21 protein-coding genes and 1 other RNA gene are annotated in these 23776 nt (G+C 36.8%); 5 read left to right on the top strand and 17 right to left on the bottom strand.

Going from position 1 to position 23776, the window contains the following annotated elements:
• Window positions 1–164 precede the first annotated feature (164 nt).
• Complete coding sequence (locus ASU02_RS13685; RefSeq protein WP_057764490.1) at window positions 165–2090, bottom strand: ATP-dependent DNA helicase; 1926 nt, start codon at window positions 2088–2090, stop codon at window positions 165–167.
• A 370-nt stretch (window positions 2091–2460) separates the two neighbouring features.
• Window positions 2461–2850 (bottom strand): thiol-disulfide oxidoreductase DCC family protein, encoded by a 390-nt coding sequence (locus ASU02_RS25885; RefSeq protein WP_082631794.1) that lies wholly within the window; start codon window positions 2848–2850, stop codon window positions 2461–2463.
• Window positions 2851–2976: 126 nt separating this feature from the next.
• Between ASU02_RS25885 and ASU02_RS13680 the strand changes: the two genes are divergently transcribed.
• Entirely contained in the window at window positions 2977–3882 is a 906-nt protein-coding gene (locus ASU02_RS13680) for a nuclease-related domain-containing protein (RefSeq protein ID WP_057764488.1), read from the top strand.
• A gap of 1082 nt (window positions 3883–4964) precedes the next feature.
• Complete coding sequence (locus ASU02_RS13675; protein ID WP_057764486.1) at window positions 4965–6176, top strand: MFS transporter; 1212 nt, start codon at window positions 4965–4967, stop codon at window positions 6174–6176.
• 62 nt (window positions 6177–6238) lie between these two features.
• On the opposite strand, the gene ASU02_RS26675 is transcribed toward ASU02_RS13675, so the two are convergent.
• The 9 genes from ASU02_RS26675 to ASU02_RS13640 form a co-directional block, all read right to left on the bottom strand.
• Window positions 6239–6409 (bottom strand): hypothetical protein, encoded by a 171-nt coding sequence (locus ASU02_RS26675; protein ID WP_165571500.1) that lies wholly within the window; start codon window positions 6407–6409, stop codon window positions 6239–6241.
• A gap of 67 nt (window positions 6410–6476) precedes the next feature.
• Window positions 6477–7610, bottom strand: coding sequence for a THUMP domain-containing class I SAM-dependent RNA methyltransferase (locus ASU02_RS13670; RefSeq protein ID WP_057764484.1), 1134 nt, complete (start codon window positions 7608–7610; stop codon window positions 6477–6479).
• 10 nt (window positions 7611–7620) lie between these two features.
• The gene (locus ASU02_RS13665; RefSeq protein WP_057764482.1) at window positions 7621–9333 is read right to left on the bottom strand and encodes a putative bifunctional diguanylate cyclase/phosphodiesterase; all 1713 of its coding nucleotides are present in this window, start codon (window positions 9331–9333) and stop codon (window positions 7621–7623) included.
• A 175-nt stretch (window positions 9334–9508) separates the two neighbouring features.
• Window positions 9509–9911: RNase P RNA component class B (gene rnpB / locus ASU02_RS25880), an RNA gene on the bottom strand.
• A gap of 81 nt (window positions 9912–9992) precedes the next feature.
• Window positions 9993–10295, bottom strand: coding sequence for a cell division regulator GpsB (gpsB, locus tag ASU02_RS13660; protein ID WP_057764480.1), 303 nt, complete (start codon window positions 10293–10295; stop codon window positions 9993–9995).
• A 78-nt stretch (window positions 10296–10373) separates the two neighbouring features.
• Window positions 10374–10940, bottom strand: a complete 567-nt coding sequence (locus tag ASU02_RS13655; RefSeq protein WP_057764478.1) for a DUF1273 domain-containing protein — start codon at window positions 10938–10940, stop codon at window positions 10374–10376.
• 268 nt (window positions 10941–11208) lie between these two features.
• Window positions 11209–11526, bottom strand: coding sequence for a CotD family spore coat protein (locus tag ASU02_RS13650; RefSeq protein ID WP_057764476.1), 318 nt, complete (start codon window positions 11524–11526; stop codon window positions 11209–11211).
• 324 nt (window positions 11527–11850) lie between these two features.
• Window positions 11851–13116, bottom strand: a complete 1266-nt coding sequence (locus ASU02_RS13645) for a ribonuclease H-like domain-containing protein (RefSeq protein WP_057764474.1) — start codon at window positions 13114–13116, stop codon at window positions 11851–11853.
• Window positions 13106–15391, bottom strand: a complete 2286-nt coding sequence (locus ASU02_RS13640; protein ID WP_057764473.1) for a DEAD/DEAH box helicase — start codon at window positions 15389–15391, stop codon at window positions 13106–13108. The genes ASU02_RS13645 and ASU02_RS13640 overlap by 11 nt, the downstream gene beginning before the upstream one ends.
• Before the next feature lie 209 nt (window positions 15392–15600).
• Between ASU02_RS13640 and ASU02_RS13635 the strand changes: the two genes are divergently transcribed.
• Window positions 15601–16293: a Crp/Fnr family transcriptional regulator gene (locus ASU02_RS13635; protein ID WP_057764471.1), complete on the top strand. Its 693-nt coding sequence runs from the start codon at window positions 15601–15603 to the stop codon at window positions 16291–16293.
• Window positions 16294–16426: 133 nt separating this feature from the next.
• Window positions 16427–16897, top strand: a complete 471-nt coding sequence (locus ASU02_RS13630) for an Hsp20/alpha crystallin family protein (RefSeq protein ID WP_057764508.1) — start codon at window positions 16427–16429, stop codon at window positions 16895–16897.
• Window positions 16898–16933: 36 nt separating this feature from the next.
• Here the strand turns inward: ASU02_RS13630 and ASU02_RS13625 are convergent, their stop codons facing one another.
• The 3 genes from ASU02_RS13625 to ASU02_RS25875 all read right to left on the bottom strand — a co-directional run bounded on the left by ASU02_RS13625 (window position 16934) and on the right by ASU02_RS25875 (window position 20908).
• Window positions 16934–19327 carry an ABC transporter permease subunit gene (locus tag ASU02_RS13625; protein ID WP_057764469.1) on the bottom strand — a complete coding sequence of 798 codons (2394 nt, stop codon included), beginning with the start codon at window positions 19325–19327 and terminating at the stop codon, window positions 16934–16936.
• Window positions 19320–20183 carry an ABC transporter permease subunit gene (locus tag ASU02_RS13620; protein ID WP_057764467.1) on the bottom strand — a complete coding sequence of 288 codons (864 nt, stop codon included), beginning with the start codon at window positions 20181–20183 and terminating at the stop codon, window positions 19320–19322. The genes ASU02_RS13625 and ASU02_RS13620 overlap by 8 nt, the downstream gene beginning before the upstream one ends.
• A gap of 134 nt (window positions 20184–20317) precedes the next feature.
• Window positions 20318–20908 carry a YppG family protein gene (locus ASU02_RS25875; RefSeq protein ID WP_082631793.1) on the bottom strand — a complete coding sequence of 197 codons (591 nt, stop codon included), beginning with the start codon at window positions 20906–20908 and terminating at the stop codon, window positions 20318–20320.
• Between the two features lie 214 nt (window positions 20909–21122).
• Between ASU02_RS25875 and ASU02_RS13610 the strand changes: the two genes are divergently transcribed.
• The gene (locus ASU02_RS13610; RefSeq protein WP_053476764.1) at window positions 21123–21305 is read left to right on the top strand and encodes a YppF family protein; all 183 of its coding nucleotides are present in this window, start codon (window positions 21123–21125) and stop codon (window positions 21303–21305) included.
• Between the two features lie 38 nt (window positions 21306–21343).
• Here ASU02_RS13610 and ASU02_RS13605 read toward each other — a convergent pair whose 3' ends face one another.
• The 3 genes from ASU02_RS13605 to ASU02_RS13595 form a co-directional block, all read right to left on the bottom strand.
• Window positions 21344–21718, bottom strand: a complete 375-nt coding sequence (locus tag ASU02_RS13605; protein WP_057764465.1) for a YppE family protein — start codon at window positions 21716–21718, stop codon at window positions 21344–21346.
• Between the two features lie 69 nt (window positions 21719–21787).
• Window positions 21788–22060: a hypothetical protein gene (locus tag ASU02_RS13600; RefSeq protein WP_057764463.1), complete on the bottom strand. Its 273-nt coding sequence runs from the start codon at window positions 22058–22060 to the stop codon at window positions 21788–21790.
• 609 nt (window positions 22061–22669) lie between these two features.
• Window positions 22670–23665 carry a DUF2515 domain-containing protein gene (locus tag ASU02_RS13595; RefSeq protein ID WP_057764461.1) on the bottom strand — a complete coding sequence of 332 codons (996 nt, stop codon included), beginning with the start codon at window positions 23663–23665 and terminating at the stop codon, window positions 22670–22672.
• Window positions 23666–23776 lie beyond the last annotated feature (111 nt).

Genomic DNA, 23776 nt, shown 5'->3' with positions numbered 1-23776 from the left:
CATGGAAGGGTCCAGAAATGGCGTAATAGATGAAGCCCGGAAGGGTTAAATTAACTAAAATAGTAAAAAATTAAGGATTTTTTTATAAAAAGGGGTTCGGAATGAGACCATTCCGAACCCCTTTTGTCGACAATCTGAAATCCCCTCATTGTGAGGGGATTTTCTTATTTCACTGACAAAGCAGTAGGCAGCACACTCTTCACGAATTCAATAACTTCTGTTTTTTCATTGTCTCTCATTAAAATATGAACGGTTCCTTTATCCTCATGTGTTCGAATTAATCGGCCAATTCCTTGACGTAATCGAAGGAGCATATATGGCAAATCCACTTCTTTAAATGGATCTTCTACACTTTCCCTCTTTGCTGTAAATACAGGATCATGCGGTGGAAACGGCAACGCAAAAAGAATCACATTCTCTAATGATCTCCCCGGAACGTCCAGCCCTTCCCAGAGATGAACAGAGCAAAGGACAGAATGCTCATCATTTTGGAAGCTGGATACTAAGGTGCTAATCTCAGCATCCCCTTCAAAGTATAAGGAAAGATTGGTCTTTCCAGTTATATACTTTTTAAAGCTAGTGAGCTCTTGTTTATTTGTAAACAACACTAATGCTCTGCCCTCTGACTTTTCAATTTGCTCATGGACATATTGCATTTTAGCTGTAAGATCTTTATCTGAAAAACTCGGCATCGAAATGACCATGTTCTCCTCATAATCAAATGGGGATGAAACAGAGAAAGATAGGTAATTGTCAATTCCAAGGCTTTTTGCCATATAATCAAATGATTTATTTTCCGATAAGGTAGCTGAAGAGAAGATAAATGGTTTCCTTTGCGAAAAGACTTCTTCTCTCATAATATCCTCAACCATACGCGGCATAATGACGAGTGTCCTTTCCCCATCATGCTCTTCAAACCAAGTAATTCCTTTTAATTCCTTTAAGAAAAGTGAAAGTGAATATGAGATCTGTTCCAAATATTCTTCAACGATTTTTAAATCATACTCATTAATTACATACATTTCACTTTCAAACACAAGCTCTTCTTCTAATGAACTTATTAGATCTAGCAGCTTTCTTCCTTGCTTCATGACTTGTGGCGTTTTTTGAATCGTTCTTTTATCCGATCCTTGCGTAACAGAAGAAGCATCCGTTAAGGCAGAAAAGAATAGTTCATTTTGGATAATTGCTTCATCAATGATATTTAACGTTTTTTCTCTTACATCATTCTCCATTAATCTTGTAAGAAGTGTTTCAAGCGTTTGTTCTGTCAGTCTATATGTCAGTGCTTTTTGAGAAGCATATTCAAGCAGATGCCCTTCATCGAAAACAACACATGAACTTTCCGGAAGCAACGGCAGCTGTCCTTCTCTCTTTCTCGATTCCTTCGTCCATATATGTTCCATATAAAAATCATGGGAACATATAATGATATCTTTCGCATTTCGATAATAATCACGATTAAGGGTTTGTCCACAACGATGACGCTTTTCACAGGTGAAGCAATCTTGCAGGGGATCCCAAGCAATATTTCCCCATTTATCATCTGGGAGCTCTGGAAATTCCTTTCGGTCACCATATTTTTCAAACACCTGCATAGAAGAACCAGAATGGACGAATTCCGGAAGTCTGTCATAAATCGAGTTAAATGCATCCATATCTTCTGCCGCAATGACACGGTCAAGCTTATTCAAACATAGATACTGATCTCTTGATTTTGCTAGCCTTACATCAAAAGTTAATCCTAGCGCTTTTTCAAGCTTGGCAATGTCTCCCTCTTTTTTCACAAGCTGCTCAATCAATGTTTCATCCGCACAGGCAATAATTGCTGGCTTATTCACATATCTGGCATACGCAATACAATAAAGTAAGTAAACAAGGGTTTTCCCTGTTCCCACACCCGCTTCAGCAAAAATAACCTTTTTTTCTTTAAAAGCCTTTTCTACCTGAAAAGCCATAAAAATTTGTTCATCACGTAATTCAAAGCCTGCTTCTGGCAATATATCGTAAAAGACATCGCCGATCCACTCGCTTAACTTCTCAAAAAAAGATTCACTTTTGGACAATGCAAAAGGCATCCTGTTTTGCATAGTACCCCTCCGTTCTAGAGTTCGGAGGTTAGAGGTGCAATGGCTGGGATCGTTTCCTCTCCCAACACTTTAAGTTCTCTACTTCTATCCGCTCTAGGAATTTTATAATTTTATACGATTTCATAAATAAAAGACCAACAATCATTTTAACGCATATTGGGACAGTGTCAAGTAATGTTTCTCTATAGGTTAAAAATAGTGAAAGAGCGTGCTTTCTGCCCGCTCTTTCTTTGGTATTCGAATCTTATTTGGTGCGTTTTTCCAAACAGATTTATTCACTACATAGTATAGACACCCGCTTACCATTCTAAACTGTGAAACCATTTGTACCGTCGATTCGCTTACTCAAATAGGCAAGCAAGATTTTCAATTATAAAAAGCGTTTTTTTATCTCTGGCGGCAGCACTGTACAGCTATTCTTTTTTCCAAACCATTTATACCTATTCTTTGCCGCAATATTATAAATATAATCCCGCAGTGGTTTCGGTACAATGAGCAAGAAGGATAATAATGGCCATCCACCCTTTAAATTTTTACTGATTCTTAAGGCAGCGGACGATTTATAGTAGCAACGGTTGCCATCAAGCAGAACAAGACTGTCTATTGTTAGAGGTACACGATATTTTTTTAATAGCGCCTGTCCAGCCTTACTTTGAAGAGAAGCAAAAGTGTAGAGTGCCCCTTTCTCTCTCTTAAGAATAAATTGAACGCTGTAGTCACAAAAATTACACTCTCCGTCAAATAAGATGATTTTGTCCAGTGTCTTCCCTCCTTAATAAGCAACGTTTTTCAATCTATACTATAATTTTCATTTATTTAAGCTAAATCCATCCATCTTTTTATTATAATAGACTTGGAGCTTTAAAAATAGGAAAGGATGTGGACTATGCTTTATAAACCTCGCACTGAATCTATTGATTTATTAATACTAAAATCCTTAGCCGCTCGAATGAGTTTATCGCCCAAGGATGAGCAGCTCTACTTTGCCCTTAAAAAGGGCTACGAAGGAGAACGATCGTTTGATTCCTGGACAGAAAAGCTTCAATGTGAATGCTTAATCTTAAATGATTTGCTTCTCAAACAACATAACAACCTCTTCCAAATTGACTCACTCATTATTATGTCTGATACTATTTATTTGTTCGAAGTAAAAAATTATGAAGGGGACTATTATTACGAATTAGACAAGTTATACAAATTACCTACGTCTGAAATTAATAACCCTTTAATTCAATTGAATAGAAGTGAATCCTTGCTACGCCAGTTCCTTCAAACCATGGGATTCAATCTCCCCATCAAGGCAAATATCGTATTTATCAACCCCGAATTCACCTTGTACCAAACACCACTCAACAAACCATTTATATTGCCAACACAAATTAATAGACATATGAAAAAACTGAACCTGAACTCCTCCAATGTAAATAAAAAACACAGAGAGTTAGCCGACAAAATCATTTCCCTCCATATTGTAGACTCTCCTTTTAAGCTTTTTCCTACTTATAAATATGAACAGCTGCAAAAAGGAATTACTTGTGGGAATTGCACCTCTATTTCTGTCTCCATTAATGGAAAAATATGTACTTGCCAAGAATGCAGATACGAAGAATCCATAGAAACTGCTGTATTAAGAAATGTGAAGGAATTCAAACTGCTTTTCCCTAACAAAAGAATCACTACAAACGTCATTCAAGATTGGTGTAAACTCATAAATTCTAAAAAGAAGATACGCAGGATTTTGGGCAAAAATTTCAAAATGGCAGGAGTTCATCAATGGACATACTATGAATAACAATATGCAGAAGGATTTTGTTTTGTTTCACTGATTTCACACTCATCATTCTGAAGAACGTCCTTTTCACATGCTTTTTCTTGATTGGGTCATTCATCAGCCAGATGAATGACCTTCTTCTACGATATTTGGGACTTCATTAACCGGATGAACGACTTTTTTCCATTCCTCTTACTCAATTGGTGTCTTCATCAACCTTATGAACTACCTTTTTCCTTGGATCTTACTCGATTTGGGTCTTCATCAGCTGGATGAACGACCTTTTTCCATAGCTCTTACTCAATTGGGTCTTCATCAACCGGATGAACTACCTTTTTCTTTCGATCTTACTATATTTGGGTCCTCATCAACCGGATGAACTACCTTTTTCAACCGTTCTTACTTGATTTGGGTCTTCATAGACCGAATGAACTGCCTTTTTCTCTTCTTCTTACTCGATTTGAGTCTTCATCAACCTTATGAACTACCTTTTTCCTTCGATCTTACTCGATTTGGGTCTTCATCAACCTTATGAACGACCTTTTTCCTTCGATCTTACTCGATTTGGGGCTTCATCAACCCGATGAAGGACCTTTTCCCTTCGATCTTACTCGATTAGGGGCTTCATCAACCTTTAACGACCTTTTTCTCTTCTTCTTACTCGATTTGGGTCTTCATAAACCGAATGAACGACCTTTTTTCTTCGATCTTACTCGATTTGGGTCTTCATAAACCTTATGAACTACTTTTTTCCTTCGATCTTTCACGATTTGGGGCTTCATCAACCCGATGAACTACCTTTTTCCTTCGATCTTACTCGATTTGGGGCTTCATCAACCGTATGAACGACCTTTCTCCTTCGATCTTTCACGATTTGGGACTTCATAGCTAGATGTCCTACCACCTTTTCACTCGTTTTGGGACTCATCAAAAGTATGAACAACCCCTTTTCCCCTTACTCTTACTCCAATGGGACCTGAAACACCTGTATGATCAGCCTTTCTCACTTTAATCCGCAAAAATATTTCTAAAATTTATTCATTTCTAATATTATTTGTAGTATCTTTAGAGAGACGAAATAAAAATGAACGAGAGGCAGATTTATGTGGAATAATAAAAATGTATGGATTTTACTTATCGGTGAATTTATTGCCGGGTTAGGACTGTGGCTTGGTATAATTGGGAATCTTGAGTTTATGCAGGAAAAAGTCCCTTCTGATTTTGTTAAATCACTTATTCTGGCTGCAGGATTGCTTGCCGGTATTGCAGTTGGCCCCTGGGCAGGAAAAGTGACTGATCAAATGAACAAAAAAACAGTTATGCTTGTGTCAGGAGCCGTTCGGACAGTAAGTGTAGTCTTTATGTTAATCGCTATTGAAACGGGTTCTGTTTGGTGGATGGTTGTCTTTCTTGTCTTTCTTCAAATTTCCGCTGCATTCTATTTCCCTGCTTTACAAGCAGCAATCCCACTTGTTGTTGAAGAAAATAACCTTTTGCAGCTTAACGGAGTGCACATGAATGTGTCGACTCTTTCCCGTGTACTAGGAACTGCGGTTGCTGGCATTTTATTAGTTATTATGCCGCTATCTATGCTTTATGTTATGTCTCTAGGAGCCTATGCGGGATTATTCGTGATTACATGCTTCCTGAAAATTAATGAACCAGCTAAATTAAAGAACCATTCAAACAAAGCGTCTGCATCTGGCACTAGCTTTAAGGATGTGTTTCCGATTATCAAGGGGCTACCTATTGTATTTATGACCTTAGTATTAACGCTTGTCCCACTTTTGTTTATCGGCGGGTTTAATTTAATGGTCATCAATATTAGTGAGATTCAAGAAAGTTCAGTTATTAAGAGCTGGATTTACGCTACTGAAGGGATTGGCTTCATGCTTGGCGCTTTCCTTGTAAAGCAAATTAGCTTAAGAAGCTCCCCGTATACGATTCTGTTTCTATTTTCATTTGTTATCGGCTTCTCACAGCTCCTGCTTTATTTTGCAGATGTACCGATATTAACTGTTTTGGCCTTTTTAGTATTCGGCTTTGCAGTTGGCAGCTTCTTCCCAACAGCTGCAACCATTTTTCAAACAAGAGTACCAAAGGAGTTTCACGGCAGATTCTTTTCATTTAGAAATATGCTTGATCGTGTTACCTTCCAGGTCGTCCTTTTAATGACAGGCTTCTTGCTAGATACAGTAGGTCTCCAGCATATGGCCATCATTTTTGGGGCGTTGTCTCTGGTTATGACAGCCTCCTTCTATCTCAGGTTTAAGCAGCTTAGAACGAATGCAGAGGTAACTAATAAAGTTTCTTAATGGAAAATAAAAAAATCCCTGTTTGCCAGAAAACAGGGATTTTTATAATTATTTTTCATTCTCTATTTATGTAAGAATGAGAGTGAGTAAGTCATTGCTTGCTGGAGTTCATTTTGTGCATTTTGCAGCTGTTCGAGAGCTGATGGTGATAAGTTCTGATCCGCTTTAACTGCTTCGATCGTTTCTGATAAAGATTGGGAAATTTTATTAAAATCAATTCTCGCACTGTACATGAAAAGAGCCTCCTGAACATTTTTGATATAGATATATGTTATTCATGATCAGGAGAAAATATGCTCTTTACTTTGTTCTTGGGGGACGCTTTCCCCAGTATTGATAATAATCTGTGCGAATAAAGCCATTAAAGAGCTTTCGCTTCTTAGTGGCTGGTTTTCCGTAGAATTGCTCAAATTGTTCATTCGAGGTAAGTATATAAATCGACCATGTATCTAAAGGTGCCAATGCCGCACCCATTTCTGCATACATTTTTTCAACTGCAGCCTTATCTCCTAAGCGTTCTCCGTATGGGGGATTTCCCACAATTACGCCGTATTCCTTCATTGTAGTAAAATCTCTCACTTGCATTTGTTTGAATTGTATTAAATCCCCAAGTCCAGCTTCAAATGCATTTTCTTCAGCAATCTTCACCATCCGATGATCGATATCAGTTCCAGTAATATCTAACGGCTGATCATAATTCGCAAGATCTTCTGTTTCCATCCTAGCTTCTTCCCAAACCTTTTCAGGAATCCAATGCCAGCCTTCAGAAACAAATTCTCTATTGAAGCCTGGAGCAATGTTTTGACCAATTAATGCAGCTTCAATAGGAATTGTGCCAGAGCCGCAAAACGGATCTACAAACGGCTTATCTGGTGTCCAATTAGTTAGCATAACAAGGGCAGCAGCAAGTGTCTCTTTTAAAGGCGCTTCCCCTTGCCCTGCACGGTACCCGCGTTTGTGCAGACCGCTTCCGCTGGCATCGATTGTTAATAGAGCTACATCCTTGTGCAGTGCCACTTCGATTTTAAAAAGAGGGCCGTTTTCATCAAACCAGCCTGATTTCTTATAGTGTTTTCTCATTCTTTCAACAATCGCCTTTTTTACAATAGCCTGGCAATCAGATACACTAAATAATTTGGATTTGACCGATTTTCCTGTAACTGGAAACTCTGCATCTTCGGGCAAAAAGTTCTCCCATGGAAGTGCTTTCGTCTTCTCAAAAAGCTCATCAAAGGTTGTTGCCCTAAATTCACCAATCTTTATTCTAATTCTATCAGCTGTCCGCAGCCATAGATTTGAGCGTGCAATTGCTGTTGCATCACCCTTGTATGAGATTCTGCCATTTTCAACTGCGCATTCATAGCCAAGATCACGTACTTCCTTTGCTACTAAGGCTTCAAGCCCCATAGCTGATGTTGCAATTAAATCAAACATAATTTCACCCTTAAATTAAATTGTTCCCTTCCCAATTGTGTAATAAGGCTAGCAGCTTATGCTTTGGGAGTGGTTGTGTTATGTAATATCCTTGGATATAGTCACACTTTTCTTTTTTCAATCGTTCGTATTGTTTCTTATTTTCTACTCCTTCAGCAACCACATTTAAGTTCAGGCGCTTAGCCATCATAATGATTGCTTCAACAATCGAACTATTCTCTTTGTACATAGCTATTCCTTTAATAAAGCTTTGATCAATTTTCAATGTATCTAGAGGAAAGCGGCTTAAGTAGCTTAATGAGGAGTAGCCAGTTCCAAAATCATCTATTGATAATTTTATACCAAGCTGCTTTAGTTTAACAAGCTTATCTACTGTTTCAACTGCATTTGGCATGATCATGCTTTCTGTTAACTCTAGGACAATATGTCTTGTACTAACATTTGTCTTTTGGAAAATCTCATTTAAGGATTTTATAAACCCATCCTGATTAAAATGAAGGGCAGAAACATTGATATTCATACTAATTTTTGTTCCTTTAACATGGATGCTATTTAGGTCTTCACATGCCTTTTGAATGATCCATTCACTTAATGGAACAATTAGCCCTGTCTCTTCCGCAAGAGGGATAAATTCTGATGGAGGGATATCGCCAAGTGTTTTTTGTTTCCACCTTACAAGTGCTTCCACACTAACAATTTCCAGTGATTCTGTATCAACAATAGGATGATAAACAAGGTATAACTCGTTACGTTCCAATGCCTTTCGTAAGTATGTCTCTAACATCATTTGTTTAGATTCATCCTGATGCATGTCCTGATGGAAAAGCTCATACTGGTTCTTACCGCTAGATTTCGCATCATACATTGCTTTATCTGCATTCTTTAACAAGGTTTCTGTATCAATTCCATCAAGCGGATACAGGCTAATACCGATACTTGCCGTGACATACACTTCATGACTTTCAAGCAAAAATGATTGAGATAAAGACTCAATGATTCGTTCAGCAATATGAATTGCTTCCTTTGGGTGCTTCAGATTTGGCAGAACGATGACAAACTCATCTCCGCCAAGACGGGCTATCATATCTTTATTTTTGAGTAAATCTTTTAGCCTAGAGGATACTAGTTTTAAAAGCATATCCCCATAATTATGTCCTAACGTATCATTCACTTGCTTAAATCGATCCAAATCAAGAAATAGGAGGGCGAGCTGCTGATTATATCTTTCTGCCGTTTGTAATAAACCTTCTAATCGTTTATTCAAACTATACCTATTCGCAACACCTGTCAACGAATCATAATGTGCTAAAAACCTAAGCTGTTTTTCTGTGTATTTTTGATCTGAAATATCACTAAATACTCCAACATAATTTGTTATATTCCCGTTATCATCTTTAATTACACTAATCGTCAGCCACTCCGGATAGAGCTCATCGTTTTTGCGTTTATTCCAGATTTCACCCTTCCATACACCCATATCATATATTTGGTTCCACATGGTTTGATAAAAAGCTTCATCATGTACACCAGATTGCAGGATGTTGGGATTATTTCCAATTACCTCTTCCGCATTATAACCTGTGACAATTTCAAATGCGGGATTGACTGAAATGATTCTGCCTCGTGCATCAGTAATCATTACTCCCTCACTTGTATTTTCGAAGACTTTCGTTGCAATCTTAACGATATTAAGTGAATCTTGCTGTTTTGTAAACTCCAACATAATATATTCATCCTTGTTCGACTAACGTTATGAGTTAAATACGTTTCTTCTATTATCACGTTTGATAAGTCATTCACATTCTTTTATCATATATGTATTTATGCTTAAATACAAGAAAGCTCCCCTTAAAAAAGGAGAGCTTCATTCATGTTTCATAAATTATTCACTAATAACGTTCTGTAAGCCATGTTTTGTTCCTTTGTACTACAAACGGCTATTCGCCTCGTACTTAGGTGGTAATCATCTATCTACAGGTTAACTATCGTCACCTGTCCTTCTCCTTGTTCATTTCCTCAGAGAAAGTGCCCCTACCATTATTTGGGTTTCTCGCTCGCGGGGTTTACCTCGTTCCACCCTTTTCATTTCTGAAAAGGCTCCGTCACTGTGGCACTTTCAAGGTAGTCATGCCATATCCAAAGGACTTAGGCATTTTCCCTGCCGTCAGTTCAGCTTAAAGCCAAACTGCCCTAGCTTATGAATTGGCTAGGCACGATCACTACAGGCATCTCAGCTCCGTGCGAGCATGGACTTTCCTCTACAATGCAGCAAAATGCTCATTGCAGCGATTACCCGAACGTCATTAATGAGTACAAAAGTTATTATATGCAACTTTCGCTCATATAGCAATGGTTTTCAACTTGAAAAAATAGAGAAAAATGTCAATCGTACAATTTACTGCCAAAAACATGTTTTTCTAAATTAGATAATCGCTTTAAAATATCAAAATTTGTTGTACCAGCAGTTTGTGATGTTGCTGGACGTCTTGAAGCATCGTCTAGTTGTTTCTTTAATCTCATGTTTTCCTGCTGCAGATCTTCAATTTCCTGATAAAACATTTCATAATCCTTAATAACTAAATCTAAAAACTTGTCGACATCCTCCGGTTTGTAGCCTCGCATGCCTGACTTAAATTCTTTTTCTAAAATATCTTTTGCCGTTAATTTAATTTTATCCGAATGCATGACACTCACCTCAATATACACCAATCAGTATTTATATTTTTTCAAACATATGCATATTTGTCAATTTTTCTTACTCTTCTAAAAATAGTCCTGTTCTTTCATTTGTTCCTCTTCAACAATAACTTGTAAATCATAAAAATTGATTAAGCGGATTTCATAATTGTTTTTTTCCTTATGCCTTATTGCAGTTTCAAATAGGTACTTCGGGCTTCCTTCTTTTTCTGTATCATAAAACAGTAGAAGAACATCACTTTTTTCAACAAAAAATTGATTTTTCAAGCGAAATTGCCAAGGGTTTTCATAAGGTTTTCTTGAAACAGAGTCAATAAAGTCTGCCTGAGCAAGAATCGACTCATACCATTCCTTATTCTGTTCTTTCCAAGTTTCCTCCTGGTTTAAAAAAGGGGTAATCACACCTAGCTGCAGTTCAGGATAATCTTCTAATTGCAGCTCAAAAACAACCTCAGCAGCCCATAATTCAGTACCAAGTTGGCCGCTAATTATCACCCACTCCAGCCCTTCCTCTAATAAAGAAATTAGCTGATTCTTAATTGCTTTCTTAATATATGCTACTGCAGGATCATCTTGCTTAAAGATTCCAACTTCATAAGGCTTGTAGCCTGAAATGATCGCAACCTTTGCCAATATTCTTAAGCCCCTCTATGTATGCTCTAATACTTGAAATTTTGCCTTAAAAGGGAATGAGAGTCAATTATTATTTTTATTAGGAAAATTAGCATTAATTATTATATTATATAATGAAACAAGGGCACTATGCCCTTGCTTCATTGTTTAGCTGCAGCACTTACCTTCACGGAGCCGCCAACCAATCCTCATAAAATGGTAAACAGCACATTTTTGTGACACTTGGCTAGTACTTGTAAAGGTGATCAGGGTGCTTCCGCTTTTCTACTTATCTACCAAAAAAGCCCGGTCTTGGCACACCGAAGCCACCTGGGCCAGGGCCTCCGAAACCGCCTGGGCCAGGGCCGCCAAAGCCACCTGGAAATGGACCTGGTGCTGCAACAAACTGCTGATTCGTTACTTGATTCACAGTTGATTGCGTTTGTGGGAAATAATGTTGGTGCTGGAAGTTAATGTGGTTTACATTTGTTGTATGTGTTGGATGAATATGTGGAACCACATTGTTTTGAAACGTATTGTTTACACAGCATTTTGTTGGATGAACAATTGCTGGCAATACATTAGTAGGTCTTGGTCCGCAATACATTTAAAGATCCCCTTTCTCCATAGTTTACTTACATTAACAGCCTATGTTAAAAGGGGTATTCTTGTACTAATGAAAAAGTCTAATTTACACCCAATTTAAAAATGAATTTAAAACATGCTATAAAAACTATCTCTAAAGTTACTAAAAAGTACTGCTGTAAAGATAATTACAATAAAAAATATGAAAAAGATTGTCTTATACATGCTAGTCAGCCTCACATAAATTATTCCTGCCTAAATACATCACACAATAATACATTTTACAGCTTTCATTATGGACAAACAACTAGGAAATAGTGGGTTTTTAAAATAATCTGATAACCTCTCAAAATGATTGATATAATCTCTTATTAAGCCTCTCTAATCTTTTCATGATATCGTGATAACTAATAGTTTTTTTACTGTACTTAGCACTTTGTAAATTTTGAAAGGATGCTTCAGCAATTTTAGTAAAATCAATCGCTTTTTGCAGGTCCTTTTCTCGATGCTCAAAAATCTTGGCTAATTCAATACATGCCTCAAGCCTGATCCCCTCATCTTCTCCTTTATCAACTACATCCTCCCAGAGATGCAGTGCGTCTGTCCATTTTTTCTCTTTCTTGTATTCAAATGCAAGTGCATGCTTGGCTGCTATGGCTTCATTATTCGTACTGCTGGCCAAACGAGAAAATGATACTTTCGCCGCTTCAGCATTTCCTACGTGCGAAAACCATCTTCCAATTTCATACATTTCCTTTGCTGTTCGTTTTTGATCAAGGCCAAGAATTTGAAATGATAGATGTGTGTATAAACTGATAAGCGATAAAATATCTATTTCATTATGTTTTAATATCCCCAGCATCCCTTGTGGATCTTTCCTTTCCACAAAGTCAAAATAGATCATCGGTGCTAAAAAGCCTGGAAGATCATCTTTTCGTTCAATTCCTAATACTTCCTTCTCTACAATGGACAACTTCATTCGTTCTAATTTATGCTTCCACATTCTTCTTGATGCATGATATAAATCAAAATGTCCAAACGATGGAAGTTTAGGGACATGTTCCCTTATTAAGGTATGCTGGGTTTTCACCTGTGGCCAATCAAAGGATTTCCCATTATACGTAGCCATCGTTGTATAGTCTGCACTTTCAAGAAAGCTTTGATATAAAGGGACTTCCGCTCCTGGGGATGGAAGAATATGTTGTTTTAAATAAATTTCTTCTCCAGACAATCTTGCATGTCCAAGAATAAAAATTGAATTCCCGACGCCACCGCCTAAACCAGTTGTTTCTGTATCAAAAAAAACGAAGCTTTCAGGTTCAATGCCTGCAGCTGATAGCGGATGTTTCATTCCACTTTCATTCCAGGCATTCACTGCTGTTATAAATTGTGAAAATGAATAGATTCCGTGTTGCTGTTCTATTGGAAACCTTCGTTCTCTTATTAGGCAATAGCTACCATCAAAGAAATAAGGAGTCACCCCTTCTTCTTCCCAAACATCTAGATAGGGAATTTCACTTTCGCTGAATTGGAAAGTTTTGAGAACAGTTTTTGCACTCTCTTCATGTGACAGGTGTGATTTAAGTCTATTCAATTTCTTTTTAATTGACATAAATCTCACCATTCATGAACGTTTCAAATACTTTCAGAACATCAGACTTTGCGTTCTCTGATGAGGAATCAATGCCAATGCAAGAAGGACAACCATAGGCACATTGACATTTCTTCACCAGATCACTAGCCTCTTTTAAAACAAACTGGAATCCATCAAATATTTTTTCACTCAATCCGACTCCTCCTGGGTAGCGATCATAGAAGAAAATTGTTGGTTTTTCATTATGGGCAGCTTTCACTTGCGGTACAACATGGATATCCTGAGGATCACACATGACAAATAAAGGAGCAATTGATTTAAGTGCATGTGAAGTCCCTATTAATCCCTGCTCTAATCTCTCTTGATTGAACTGCCCTATCTCTTTATGCAAAGAAATCCAAGCAGCACTTGTATGAAGTTCCTCTTCTGGGAGTGAGATCGGTCCTGAACCAATATTTTCATGTGTTTCAAACTTTATTTTCTTAAATATCGTTGCCATGGCAATGATGCTAACATCTCCATAGCCGATTTCTCCTGAAAGAATTGATTGCTGTTTATCCTGTTCTAGAACTTTTAGCTGAACAGCAAGATTAGCATCTGTGTAATAATCAACATCGACTTCTCTTACAAATGCTTTCTTTTCCTCCCAATCAAGCAGTTCTACTTGAAATTGTGTACCCTGATGCAGATAAATAGCCTCCTCATGCAATAAAGTCATTGCTGAAAAACGATCCATTTCACCAATTACCTTAACATTTGCTACGTCAGTTTGATCAATGATGACAACATTTTCTTGAGAGGCTGAACGAAGGCTTATATTATGGGCTGGAAATGAATCATTCATCCAGTAATATTTATCGCCATTTTGATAAAGAACCCTCTCTTCAGCTAAGTATTCAAGCACTTCTTCTGTTTCAAATGAACCAAACCGCTCACCTGCCTTAAAGGGAAGCTCGTAAGCCGCACACTTCATATGGTCAATTAAGATGATCAGGTTATCTGGATTAATTCTGGCTGTTTCCGGGCTGCGTTTGAAAAAATAATCAGGATTTTGAATGATAAATTGATCAAGAGGACTGCTTGATGCGACCATAATCACAAGGGATTCACTATGCCTTCTACCTGCCCGTCCAGCCTGCTGCCATGCGCTTGCAATCGTTCCAGGATATCCCGTCATAATACAAACCTGCAGCTGCCCAATATCAACACCTAATTCAAGTGCATTGGTGCTCACTACTCCAAATATCTCGCCTGAACGGAGACCTTTTTCAATTTCACGCCTTTCCGTTGGCAAATAGCCTCCACGATACCCCCGTATAGCTTTTGGTCCCAATTTATGCTTGATAAGCTCTTGCAGATAAGTGACTAATATCTCCACCCGCACACGGCTTCTTGCAAAAACAATCGTCTGAACCTTATTTTTCAATAGTTCACTTGCAAGTTTTCTTACTTCTAGTGTAGCACTTCTTCTAATATTTAACGGATGATTAACAATCGGAGGATTGTAAAAGACAAAATGTTTCCTCCCACTTGGTGCTCCATTATTATCAATAAGAGAAACACGTTTTTCTGTGAGGCTTTCTGCTAACTCAAGCGGATTGGCAATCGTCGCAGATGTACAAATAAAGGTAGGATTACTTCCATAAAACCTGCAAATTCTTTGTAAACGTCTGATCACATTTGCTACATGACTTCCAAAAACACCTCTGTAAATATGGAGTTCATCAATCACAACATATTTTAGATTTTCGAATAGCGAGACCCATTTCGTATGATGAGGCAAAATAGCCGAATGGAGCATATCCGGATTTGTAATTACCACATGCCCCGCTTTTCGTACCTTTTGACGAATATTTGAAGGAGTATCTCCATCATATGTATAGCTGTTAATTGGCAAGCCTGCTTCTTCGATGATTTCGTTAATTTCACTCTTTTGATCCTGTGCTAACGCTTTTGTCGGAAACATATATAATGCCCTAGAATTTGCATCATTTATGATCGTTTGCAAAACTGGCAGGTTGTAGCATAATGTTTTCCCTGAAGCAGTCGGAGTAACAGCCACAATACTTTTTCCTTGAATAGCTTCTTCATAAGCAGATTTCTGATGAGTGTACAGTCTTGTAATCCCCCGCTTCTGTAATGCTTCCCTAAGGGCTGGATGTATGTCAAAAGGCAGCTCATCCGTACTAGCTTCCTTTTCTTCAATTGTTTGCCAATGTACAATGTTTTCTTTAAATGATTCTGCTGCTTTTAAATGATTCATTATTTCATTAAGGTCTTTTCGCACTTTCATTTCATTCACCTCATACCTATCATTCTAGCGAATAAGCGTTCGTTAAAAAAGAGATACCTTTCATTTTTTTCTTATTTCCACTGCCAAATTTACCCTTTCATAAAATCCTTTCATATAACGTTCAAATTTTTGTCATGAATACGCTTTTTTCAAATGTTTTTTTTGTTACAATATTGGTAATAATGGCTTTTACCAGTAGAGGTGAAAATATGGAAACAATCGAAATTAAAAAAATGCTTTCTCAATTTACCCTTTTCCGCGGGCTTAGTGATAAAGAGATGGACAAAATAGTCGGTATTTCAATCTCAAGAGAATGGAAGAAAGGAAGCCACGTCTTTATGCAGGACGATCCGCTTGAAAATGTTTACTTCATTCAAAGCGGCCGGATCAAAATTTATAAAAGTGATATTAATGGCAAAGAGCAGATTGTCACCATTGCAAAAAGCGGGGATATGTTCCCTCATGTCGGCTTCTTCCGTAAAGGGGGATATCCGGCTTTCTCAGAAGTACTTGAGAATGCAAAACTAGTCGTTGTTCCAATTGACCAGTTTGAGAGTGTATTAATCGAAAACCCTGAATTATGCATAAAAGTATTTAATGTACTTGGTGAAAAAATAGTTGATTTACAAGAACGACTAGAAGCACAAGTATTAAATAACACGTATGAACAAATAATCAAACTGCTTGTACGTTTAGCAAAGCTTCATGGAGATGTGCTTGAAAATGGTTTATTCCTTTTGAAGGCGGAATTTACAAACAAGGACCTTGCCAATATGATTGGCACGACAAGAGAAACTGTCAGCAGGACATTAACAAAGTTGAAAAAAGATAAATTAATTGAAACAGATGCTTCCGGCAATATCATTATCGATTCCGAAAGACTATTAGAAGAAATTATTTAACATGAATCGTAAATTCCTGCGGTTCTTTCTTTTTATTCATCAACTGGAACAATTACCCACTATTTTTCATATGATATCATGGCGTAAACACCCAACAGGTGGCTTATGCTTTTCTATGAAAGGGGCTGGAAATATGAATGAGCGGAATAAAAAAGACAAAAATGAGCCTTTTGGGGATTTAATGAAATCAATGAATCAGTTTTTCCATGACAAGCCTGTAAGAGGATTATTACAAACAATGGATGAATTTTTCAAGAATCCGTTCACTTCTGCTGCATCATCATTTCAGGTAAGTGTGAGTGAAACGGATGATGAACACGTCATCTCCGCGGAACTTCCAGGTGTGAATAAAGAACAAATCCAACTTGATGTGATTGATAATTATGTCACAATCACTGTCCTTTCCCTAGAATCAATTATAGAAGAAAATGATCAGAAAGAAATGATCAAAAAACAGACTTCTATGAAAAAATCAATAAGAAGTATACCTCTCCCACAGCCAATAGATGAAAATAAAGTAAAGGCCTCCTATAAAAATGGTTTATTAAAAATTCGAGTACCAAAACAAAAAGGTAAAAAAATAATGATTGATAAAATCGAGTAAAAAACAAGCAGCGTTTTGAACTGCTTGTTTTTTTGTTTATTTATTAAGCCAGCCATTAAAATAACCAGATGGAACTAGGAAGTAATCTTTTGTAAATCGAATAAATTCTGAGGTATCAACTTCCTTATACATAAAATGGTGATAGTAATCTGAAAGGAACTGCATGCTCACTTCCTTTACATCATCACCATTCAATTGATACTTACTCTTCATCATTTTTAGCAATTCAACTGCAGGCTGTCCATATATATATCCTGTATCCTTTAATTCATGAACTGGAACGTTTGAATATTGTCTGCCTAAACCTGCTTCTCTAATCCATTCCATCCGGTACTTAGGAGTAGCAAATGCTTGCCCTTCCCACTGATTTTCCGCGATATAAAAATACAGCGATGTTGCAAACTCTGTTATGCCCTCGTCAACCCAACCCTCATTATATTGATCATTGGCAACAACCCCATAGAAATATTGATGGGCAATTTCATGGACGATCGAAAGGCGATAGAAATTGCTATCTTGAATATACGGGTTGATTGTTACAATCCCGGGGTATTCCATAAAAAGTCCGTTATCAAGAATGATATCCAACTGTTTATGAGGGTAAGCGCCAATTTTTTCTTGATAAAATGATAGGGCATCTTTAGCCAGTTTTAATGATTCATCGATATTTTTGTCATGATCGATTTTTGTAAATAAGCGGATCTTCACTCCATCATTTGCCGTCGCTTCATGGATATCCATGTCCTTTGTAACGGCAATAAAAAAATCTCTTATCTTTTTTATTTTCACACTTCCCTCATTCGCCTCAGGTTTAGGGTCCTTTTCCGCGGAGGAAATAAATGAATAGCCTTCTGGAAGCTTATAAGTTACCTTATAATCGGAAAAACCAACATGATAGGTCTCTATTCCATCAGAATAATCCTCTTTGTTCCACTTGCCATTCTGATAAGTCGCAAGCATTGGATACCATTGAGCTAAGTAATAATTATCTTTTTCTTTTGAAAAACGAACTCCTTGCTCTGGAGGGGTAAATTCATATGCAACCTTTACTGTATGCTTACTTTTTCCCTTCATATTGTCAGCGAGTGCGATCTTTAATGTATCCTTTTTCAAACTGTAATCAGCCTTTTCCCCATCTACTTCTATTTCCTTTACTTTCACCGTAGCATTACCCTTAACTGAGTCAAAAGAATGTCCCTCTGTAAATACATTGGGAATAAAATAAAATACTAGCTCATCCCAATCATCTTCTGATTTGTTCTTCACTTGGATGGTTGCTTCAGTATCAAACAATCCATTTTCATCCATTGCAAGGTGTATATCATACGCAGCTTTACTGTAATTTTTTACACCCACATCTGAATCTTTCGTTAAATACACATATGTGCCAGCTCCAATAAAAACTAAAAATAAAGCAAGGATTGCTATACTTTCTCCTCTTGGCGGCCAAAGTTTACGTTTTTCACCAAACTTTTTTCTAACAGGCTTCATACGCGGCACTTGTCCAATTCTTATCCAAGGTGTCCGGGCATAATTCGATTGAAAACGATTCTTCAAGCCGTTTGCTAGCAAACTAAATGAAATAGTTGTAAATAATAACACGATTAATGGAACAATGAGGATATGTGTATTTCCATATATATTTAATCTGGCCTGACCAACTAATCCTGACAATTCCTTTGTCACAGAAAGATAAATAAGCGGGTCAAAACGCCTGAGCGTTCCCCCGACAAAAATATTTACTAATGCAAGCTGCCCCATAATAGTAATGACATAGACAATTTCAAGAATAAACATAACTAAGATGGTTTCTTTTAATTGCGGAAAAATATGTCTCCAAATAAGTCTATTATTACTTGCACCTAATGTTTTAGCTGCCTCAATATAAACGGATTTATTCAATTCAACTGTTTTCAATCTAACAGAAGAAACTATACTCGGAATACTAATTATGGAAGCAATTACAATGAAATAGCCTAAAAGTGTACTCGTTTCTAGCTGACTATTAAAATTGATTGGCCTCATAAAAAAGTAAAGGATCAAAAATAAAGGTACATAGCTCCAGGCATTTTCAAAAGCAACCATCCAGCCAGGTGTCCTTTTCCACTGCCCAATATATAAACCAAGTACTGTTCCGACAATCATTTTTATTAATGTAATAGCTAAAGCAATAAACACTGTATAACGAATCCCATGTAAAATCATCGACAGTAAGTCATAACCCCATTTATCGGTCCCTAATGGATAGTCCACTGTTTCAAACGGCTCCATTGGCGGTGAAATGACCTTCCCATCCGTATATTGAGTTTCTAACGTTTCTGTCAATGAATGCGACGCCATCATAGGTCCAAATATACAAAGAAAAAGCAAGATTGAAACACAGATTATTCCAATATATAAAGAATAGTTGAGTTTAATTAGTTTATTCATATATAAATCCTCGTTTGAATAGATAGAATACTAGTCTTACTGATACATAAACAATAGCTGAAATTAATAGCATGGAAAATAGACCAATGGCAATCGGCTGAATCTCATTGCTTTGAAAAATAAACTTTGTAATGCCAGAGACATTTAATATGTATTCAATAATAAAAAGGTTTCCAATCGCTAAAGAAATAACTTTAACTAATTCTGCAGTAATGAACGGTTCAATATTTTTATATACATGCTGGAAATTAATATAATTTAAGCTCATCCCTTTTGCGACTGCTGTTCTAATATAATCTTCGCTGCTCGTTTGAAAATACTTAACAGCAATCAATTTAAATAAATAGAGCGTTGGTGCGATGGCAACAAGCAGTGTGGGAAACCAAGTATTTAATGCACCTGCATCTGGTCTCAACGAGATCACTCTTATACCTGTCCATCTATAAATTTTCACAGCAAGAATCATTGACATAATAATGATAATAAAATCAGGTATAGCAGCTAAGATATTTATAAAAAAGTTGAATATTTTAGTTAGCCGGAAACGACTAAGGAAAATACCAAATAGTAAACTAATGGCTATGCTTGCGTTTACCCCGATAAGCATGACTTTTAAACTAGTAAAAAAGTTGTCTCCAATATCTTGTTCAATGTCCCTAACCTGTGTGCCCAATTGGTATGATCCGAGACTTCCTTTGCTTACCTCACTAATAAATGAGCCATATATTTTAGGCAGTTTTTCAATGTTCCATTCTAGCTTGTTCTCAGCCGTGTTCACTTCTATAATCATAGGCAGTGCAGCTAATGAAAGTATTAAGAGGAAGATAATAATAATTTGCTGTATGATTCTTAACACATCCACTCCTCCTTTCTTATCAAAATCTATTTTTTCATTTTATGTTAGTAATTGTCAATAAAATTATGTGAATTCGTATTATTCTACAAATGAAAAAAAATGGCCATTAAGCCATTTTTCTCCCTACATTCTTCCTACACTTTTATTATTCCCCCTAGCCCCTTTACCATTGAAGAGACCTGGCTTACAGCATTCATCATTGAACCAGCTGTATCAACCATTTTATTAATATCTAGTGTTCCATCTTGACCTTTAAAGGAATTCATAATCGATTTAACCCCTGAGGGCTGTTTTGCAATAAATGATTGTTTAGGATAAGGGTTCATATATGGATTTGCAGAAAATGGCTGATTCGAGCTGGAAAAATTAGAGTTTGGTTCAGGCTCTAGCGGGTTTTGAAAAATGTTTTGGATATGATTAGGCTGTTTCTGCTGTCCATACGGCTGCATGCTATAATTAGGGTAAGAACCCGCCCCAAAGTATGGATTTACTGATGGATGGGAGATTGGATAGGGATTATATCCATGGGGCGGCATTTGATTAAATGGTACTTGTTGCGGGGAATAAGAATTCCCCCACTGATCAGCAGGATTTGGGTAATAAGCTGATGGCCGCTGACGGTCTGAATGATTATGCATGCTCGGTCCATAGCGATTCATGTTTGAGTAAGGATGATGAGCAGGTAATTGAACTGTATATGCTGGATGTCCTCTTCGTCCAAACATGGGCAGACTTCCTCCTTGAAGTAATTATTCATTACTGTAATTTATGTTCATATAGCCTATCGTGTGAATAAAACGATATTCAAACACTTTGTCAAATTATGAAATAACCTGTCGGAAGTCTAAATTTTTTAAAAATAATGGACAGCTTTATTTATATGATAGTATATATAAAAAGTAGAAAGCATTTTTATACAAATTTGAGGAGGGAATTATAATGAATGTTCACGAACTAAACATGAAGTTTCTTCAAATGCGAAATTACAGTCCTGAAAATGTAAATGAATTACTAGATTTTACGAAAAAGGCGTATATTCAAAATGATATTTGTATTAATGTTTATCGGCAGCTAGTTCGTGAGCTTGAAGCACAAGGAGCAGAAGTTCCTGAAAGCTTCTAATCTTTTTCCCACATGCTCAAAACACTAAAAGGGAGTCCTTATTTCAAGGACTCCCCTTCTATTTCATTAATAACGCTAGTCAGGATGAATTTTGCTGAAGCGACTACATCGTTAAATCTTGATCGGCTCGTGTTCGGAAAAAATGCTTGTACCGAAATTGTTTCAATATGATCATATGCAGAATCAATTTGCTGATTATACAAATTTTTTGGTCCCCTATCCTTAATCCATTCATATGCTTCCCTTTTCCATTCATCGTTTACTTCCTTCACTGCATCTGCAAATGGTTTTACTTCTCCGAAAAAGTCTCCACTCTCGCCGGTCTCTCTCACCTTCATATATTTCAATGAAAGGGTATCCACATATGAGAGTAATTTTTTCGTTAATTGTAAAAGCTCTTTATAATCCTTCATTTATCGTTCAACTCCAAAAATAAACGCAGCTTAATTTTTCAAGCTGCTGATAATGTCATTCTAATTTAATTAATATCCTAGTTCAAGCTTCATGCTGGTTGGACGATGTAATTTACCTGGATTGCCATGTTCTTCATTTTCTTTTAAGGTACTTGCTGCCTCATTCTCAAGTGCAGTCATTTTTTCTTCACAAGCGATGATTTTTGCAGTGTATTCGTTTCGGACATTTTGACGAGCTTTAGAAAGGCTCGTTTCTAAAATCCCTTCCAGTTCTTCCAATTGGTCAGAAATCTCCGTAAGCATGCTTAACAGTTCTTCTTTTGCAATGATCTTTTTATCCATTAGTTTGTCCTCCTTAATAATGCAAAAGTACACAATCTAACCCAAATGTATGTTGTCTTATTACACTCTATTCGTCTTGTCTCTAATCAATCCTTCATCACTGACAAAACTAGAAGTGATTCGGCAAATAAAGTAGTATTTTTCAATCACCGTGCCTCTCATTCGACAAGATTAAAGGAGAATGAAAGGAATGAAACATGCGAATACTACTTAGTGGAGGTGCAAAAGATGAAAAAGCAGCAGAAACAAAATAAAACACAGCCCAAGAAACTAGAAGAAACAAAAACAGGGTACGGCGATAAAAAAATCGAAGGACCTGATCGCCCTTCTACATAAGTACAACTTATATCAGTATGGAGTTTCTTTCACCCCTCACTGATGGCAAGTTACACCAATCACTCTTAGAAAATGCACGATCGATGACTTTAGCAGATTTGACATTTATAGGCAGAGGATCACCAGCTTAGCTTTTTTGTTTCTTTATCCTTGATCGAAAATGGGATCTAACTGCCATTAACTGCGATAAAAATTCACGGAAGTGCTGTGGCAATCAGATCTCTCTATAATCGAAAAAGCTGAAATCGGAGCAAGTCGATTTCAGCTTTTGTTTTATTTGATAGATTTAACCCATTCGCTTAAAAAGATGCCTTTTTTTAATTGATTCTGCTTCTGTACATACCAGTCAGTTATATGAATGGGATGTTTGTGCTCGACCATCTGGTTCATCCATTTTTTCTTTATTCGGCAAAAATCTGACCAGTCTCTTCGATTATGGCGGTGATGGTTTACAATCGGATAGGTACAACGTAAAAAAGGCGTTGTTCTCATTTTTTTATGCGTAAAATACTGCTCATAGTCAAACCTTGAGCCTGTATGCTCTGTTTTACATGCAAATTCATAAAATCTAGGGTAAAGAAACTTCTCAAACAAAATATCAGCTAATCTCTTTCCTAATTCAATACGTTTAGAAACAGATTTAAACCCATTCACACTTGCCCCAAATAATTCACCTTCACATGTTGGGAAAATAACCGAGCTAAAATGAAGCCAATCTTGAAGAATAAATAATAATGAACGAAAAACAGTGGATTGATAGACAGGATGCTTTATAACTGGTTTTTGAATCACATTTTGCTCGTTTATGATTAATGAAGTCATCAACCTGTTTACATGGCGATCATCCCAAAACTTCTGCCACTCTTTTTCCATAAATGAAGAAATATGAAAAAACTTTAATAAATGAAACATTGGCCGCTTTATTTTCGTCGAATACTGATAGAGCAGCAATTGTGGAAAAGCATCCTGGAAAATAAGCCAGTTGGCCCGCTCGTATGTAAAAAATAACTTTTCCCGAAAACTTTTTTCCAACACTATAGGAAGCAAGCTCCCTTCAAGATCACACATGTTCCACCCTGCATTTCGGGATACCATACTGGCAAGAAAGGACCATTTAATTTCCGGATTTTTACTATAATATTGATGATAGGCTTTTGTTCTAGAGATATTATCTGTATTGTATCTTTTCGTTTGCTTATTAATATAGGTAATTAAATCAATTTCCTCCACGGAAAGCTGTTCCAATGTTAGTCCTTTTTGATAAAACATTGTTCGCTCAGCCTCTCCTTATGCATTTAGCTTAACTTTTGCAAACTAATACTTTTTATTCAACCAAATCGAACAAAGTTTTGGTATGATAAGAAATAGCTTGTGAGGTGA

The organism is Cytobacillus praedii (genome assembly GCF_001439605.1).
GTDB classification, from domain to species: domain Bacteria; phylum Bacillota; class Bacilli; order Bacillales; family Cytobacillaceae; genus Cytobacillus; species Cytobacillus praedii.
The sequence above is the reverse complement of the archived record's forward strand: the minus strand, read 5'-3'. Positions and strand labels throughout refer to the sequence as shown.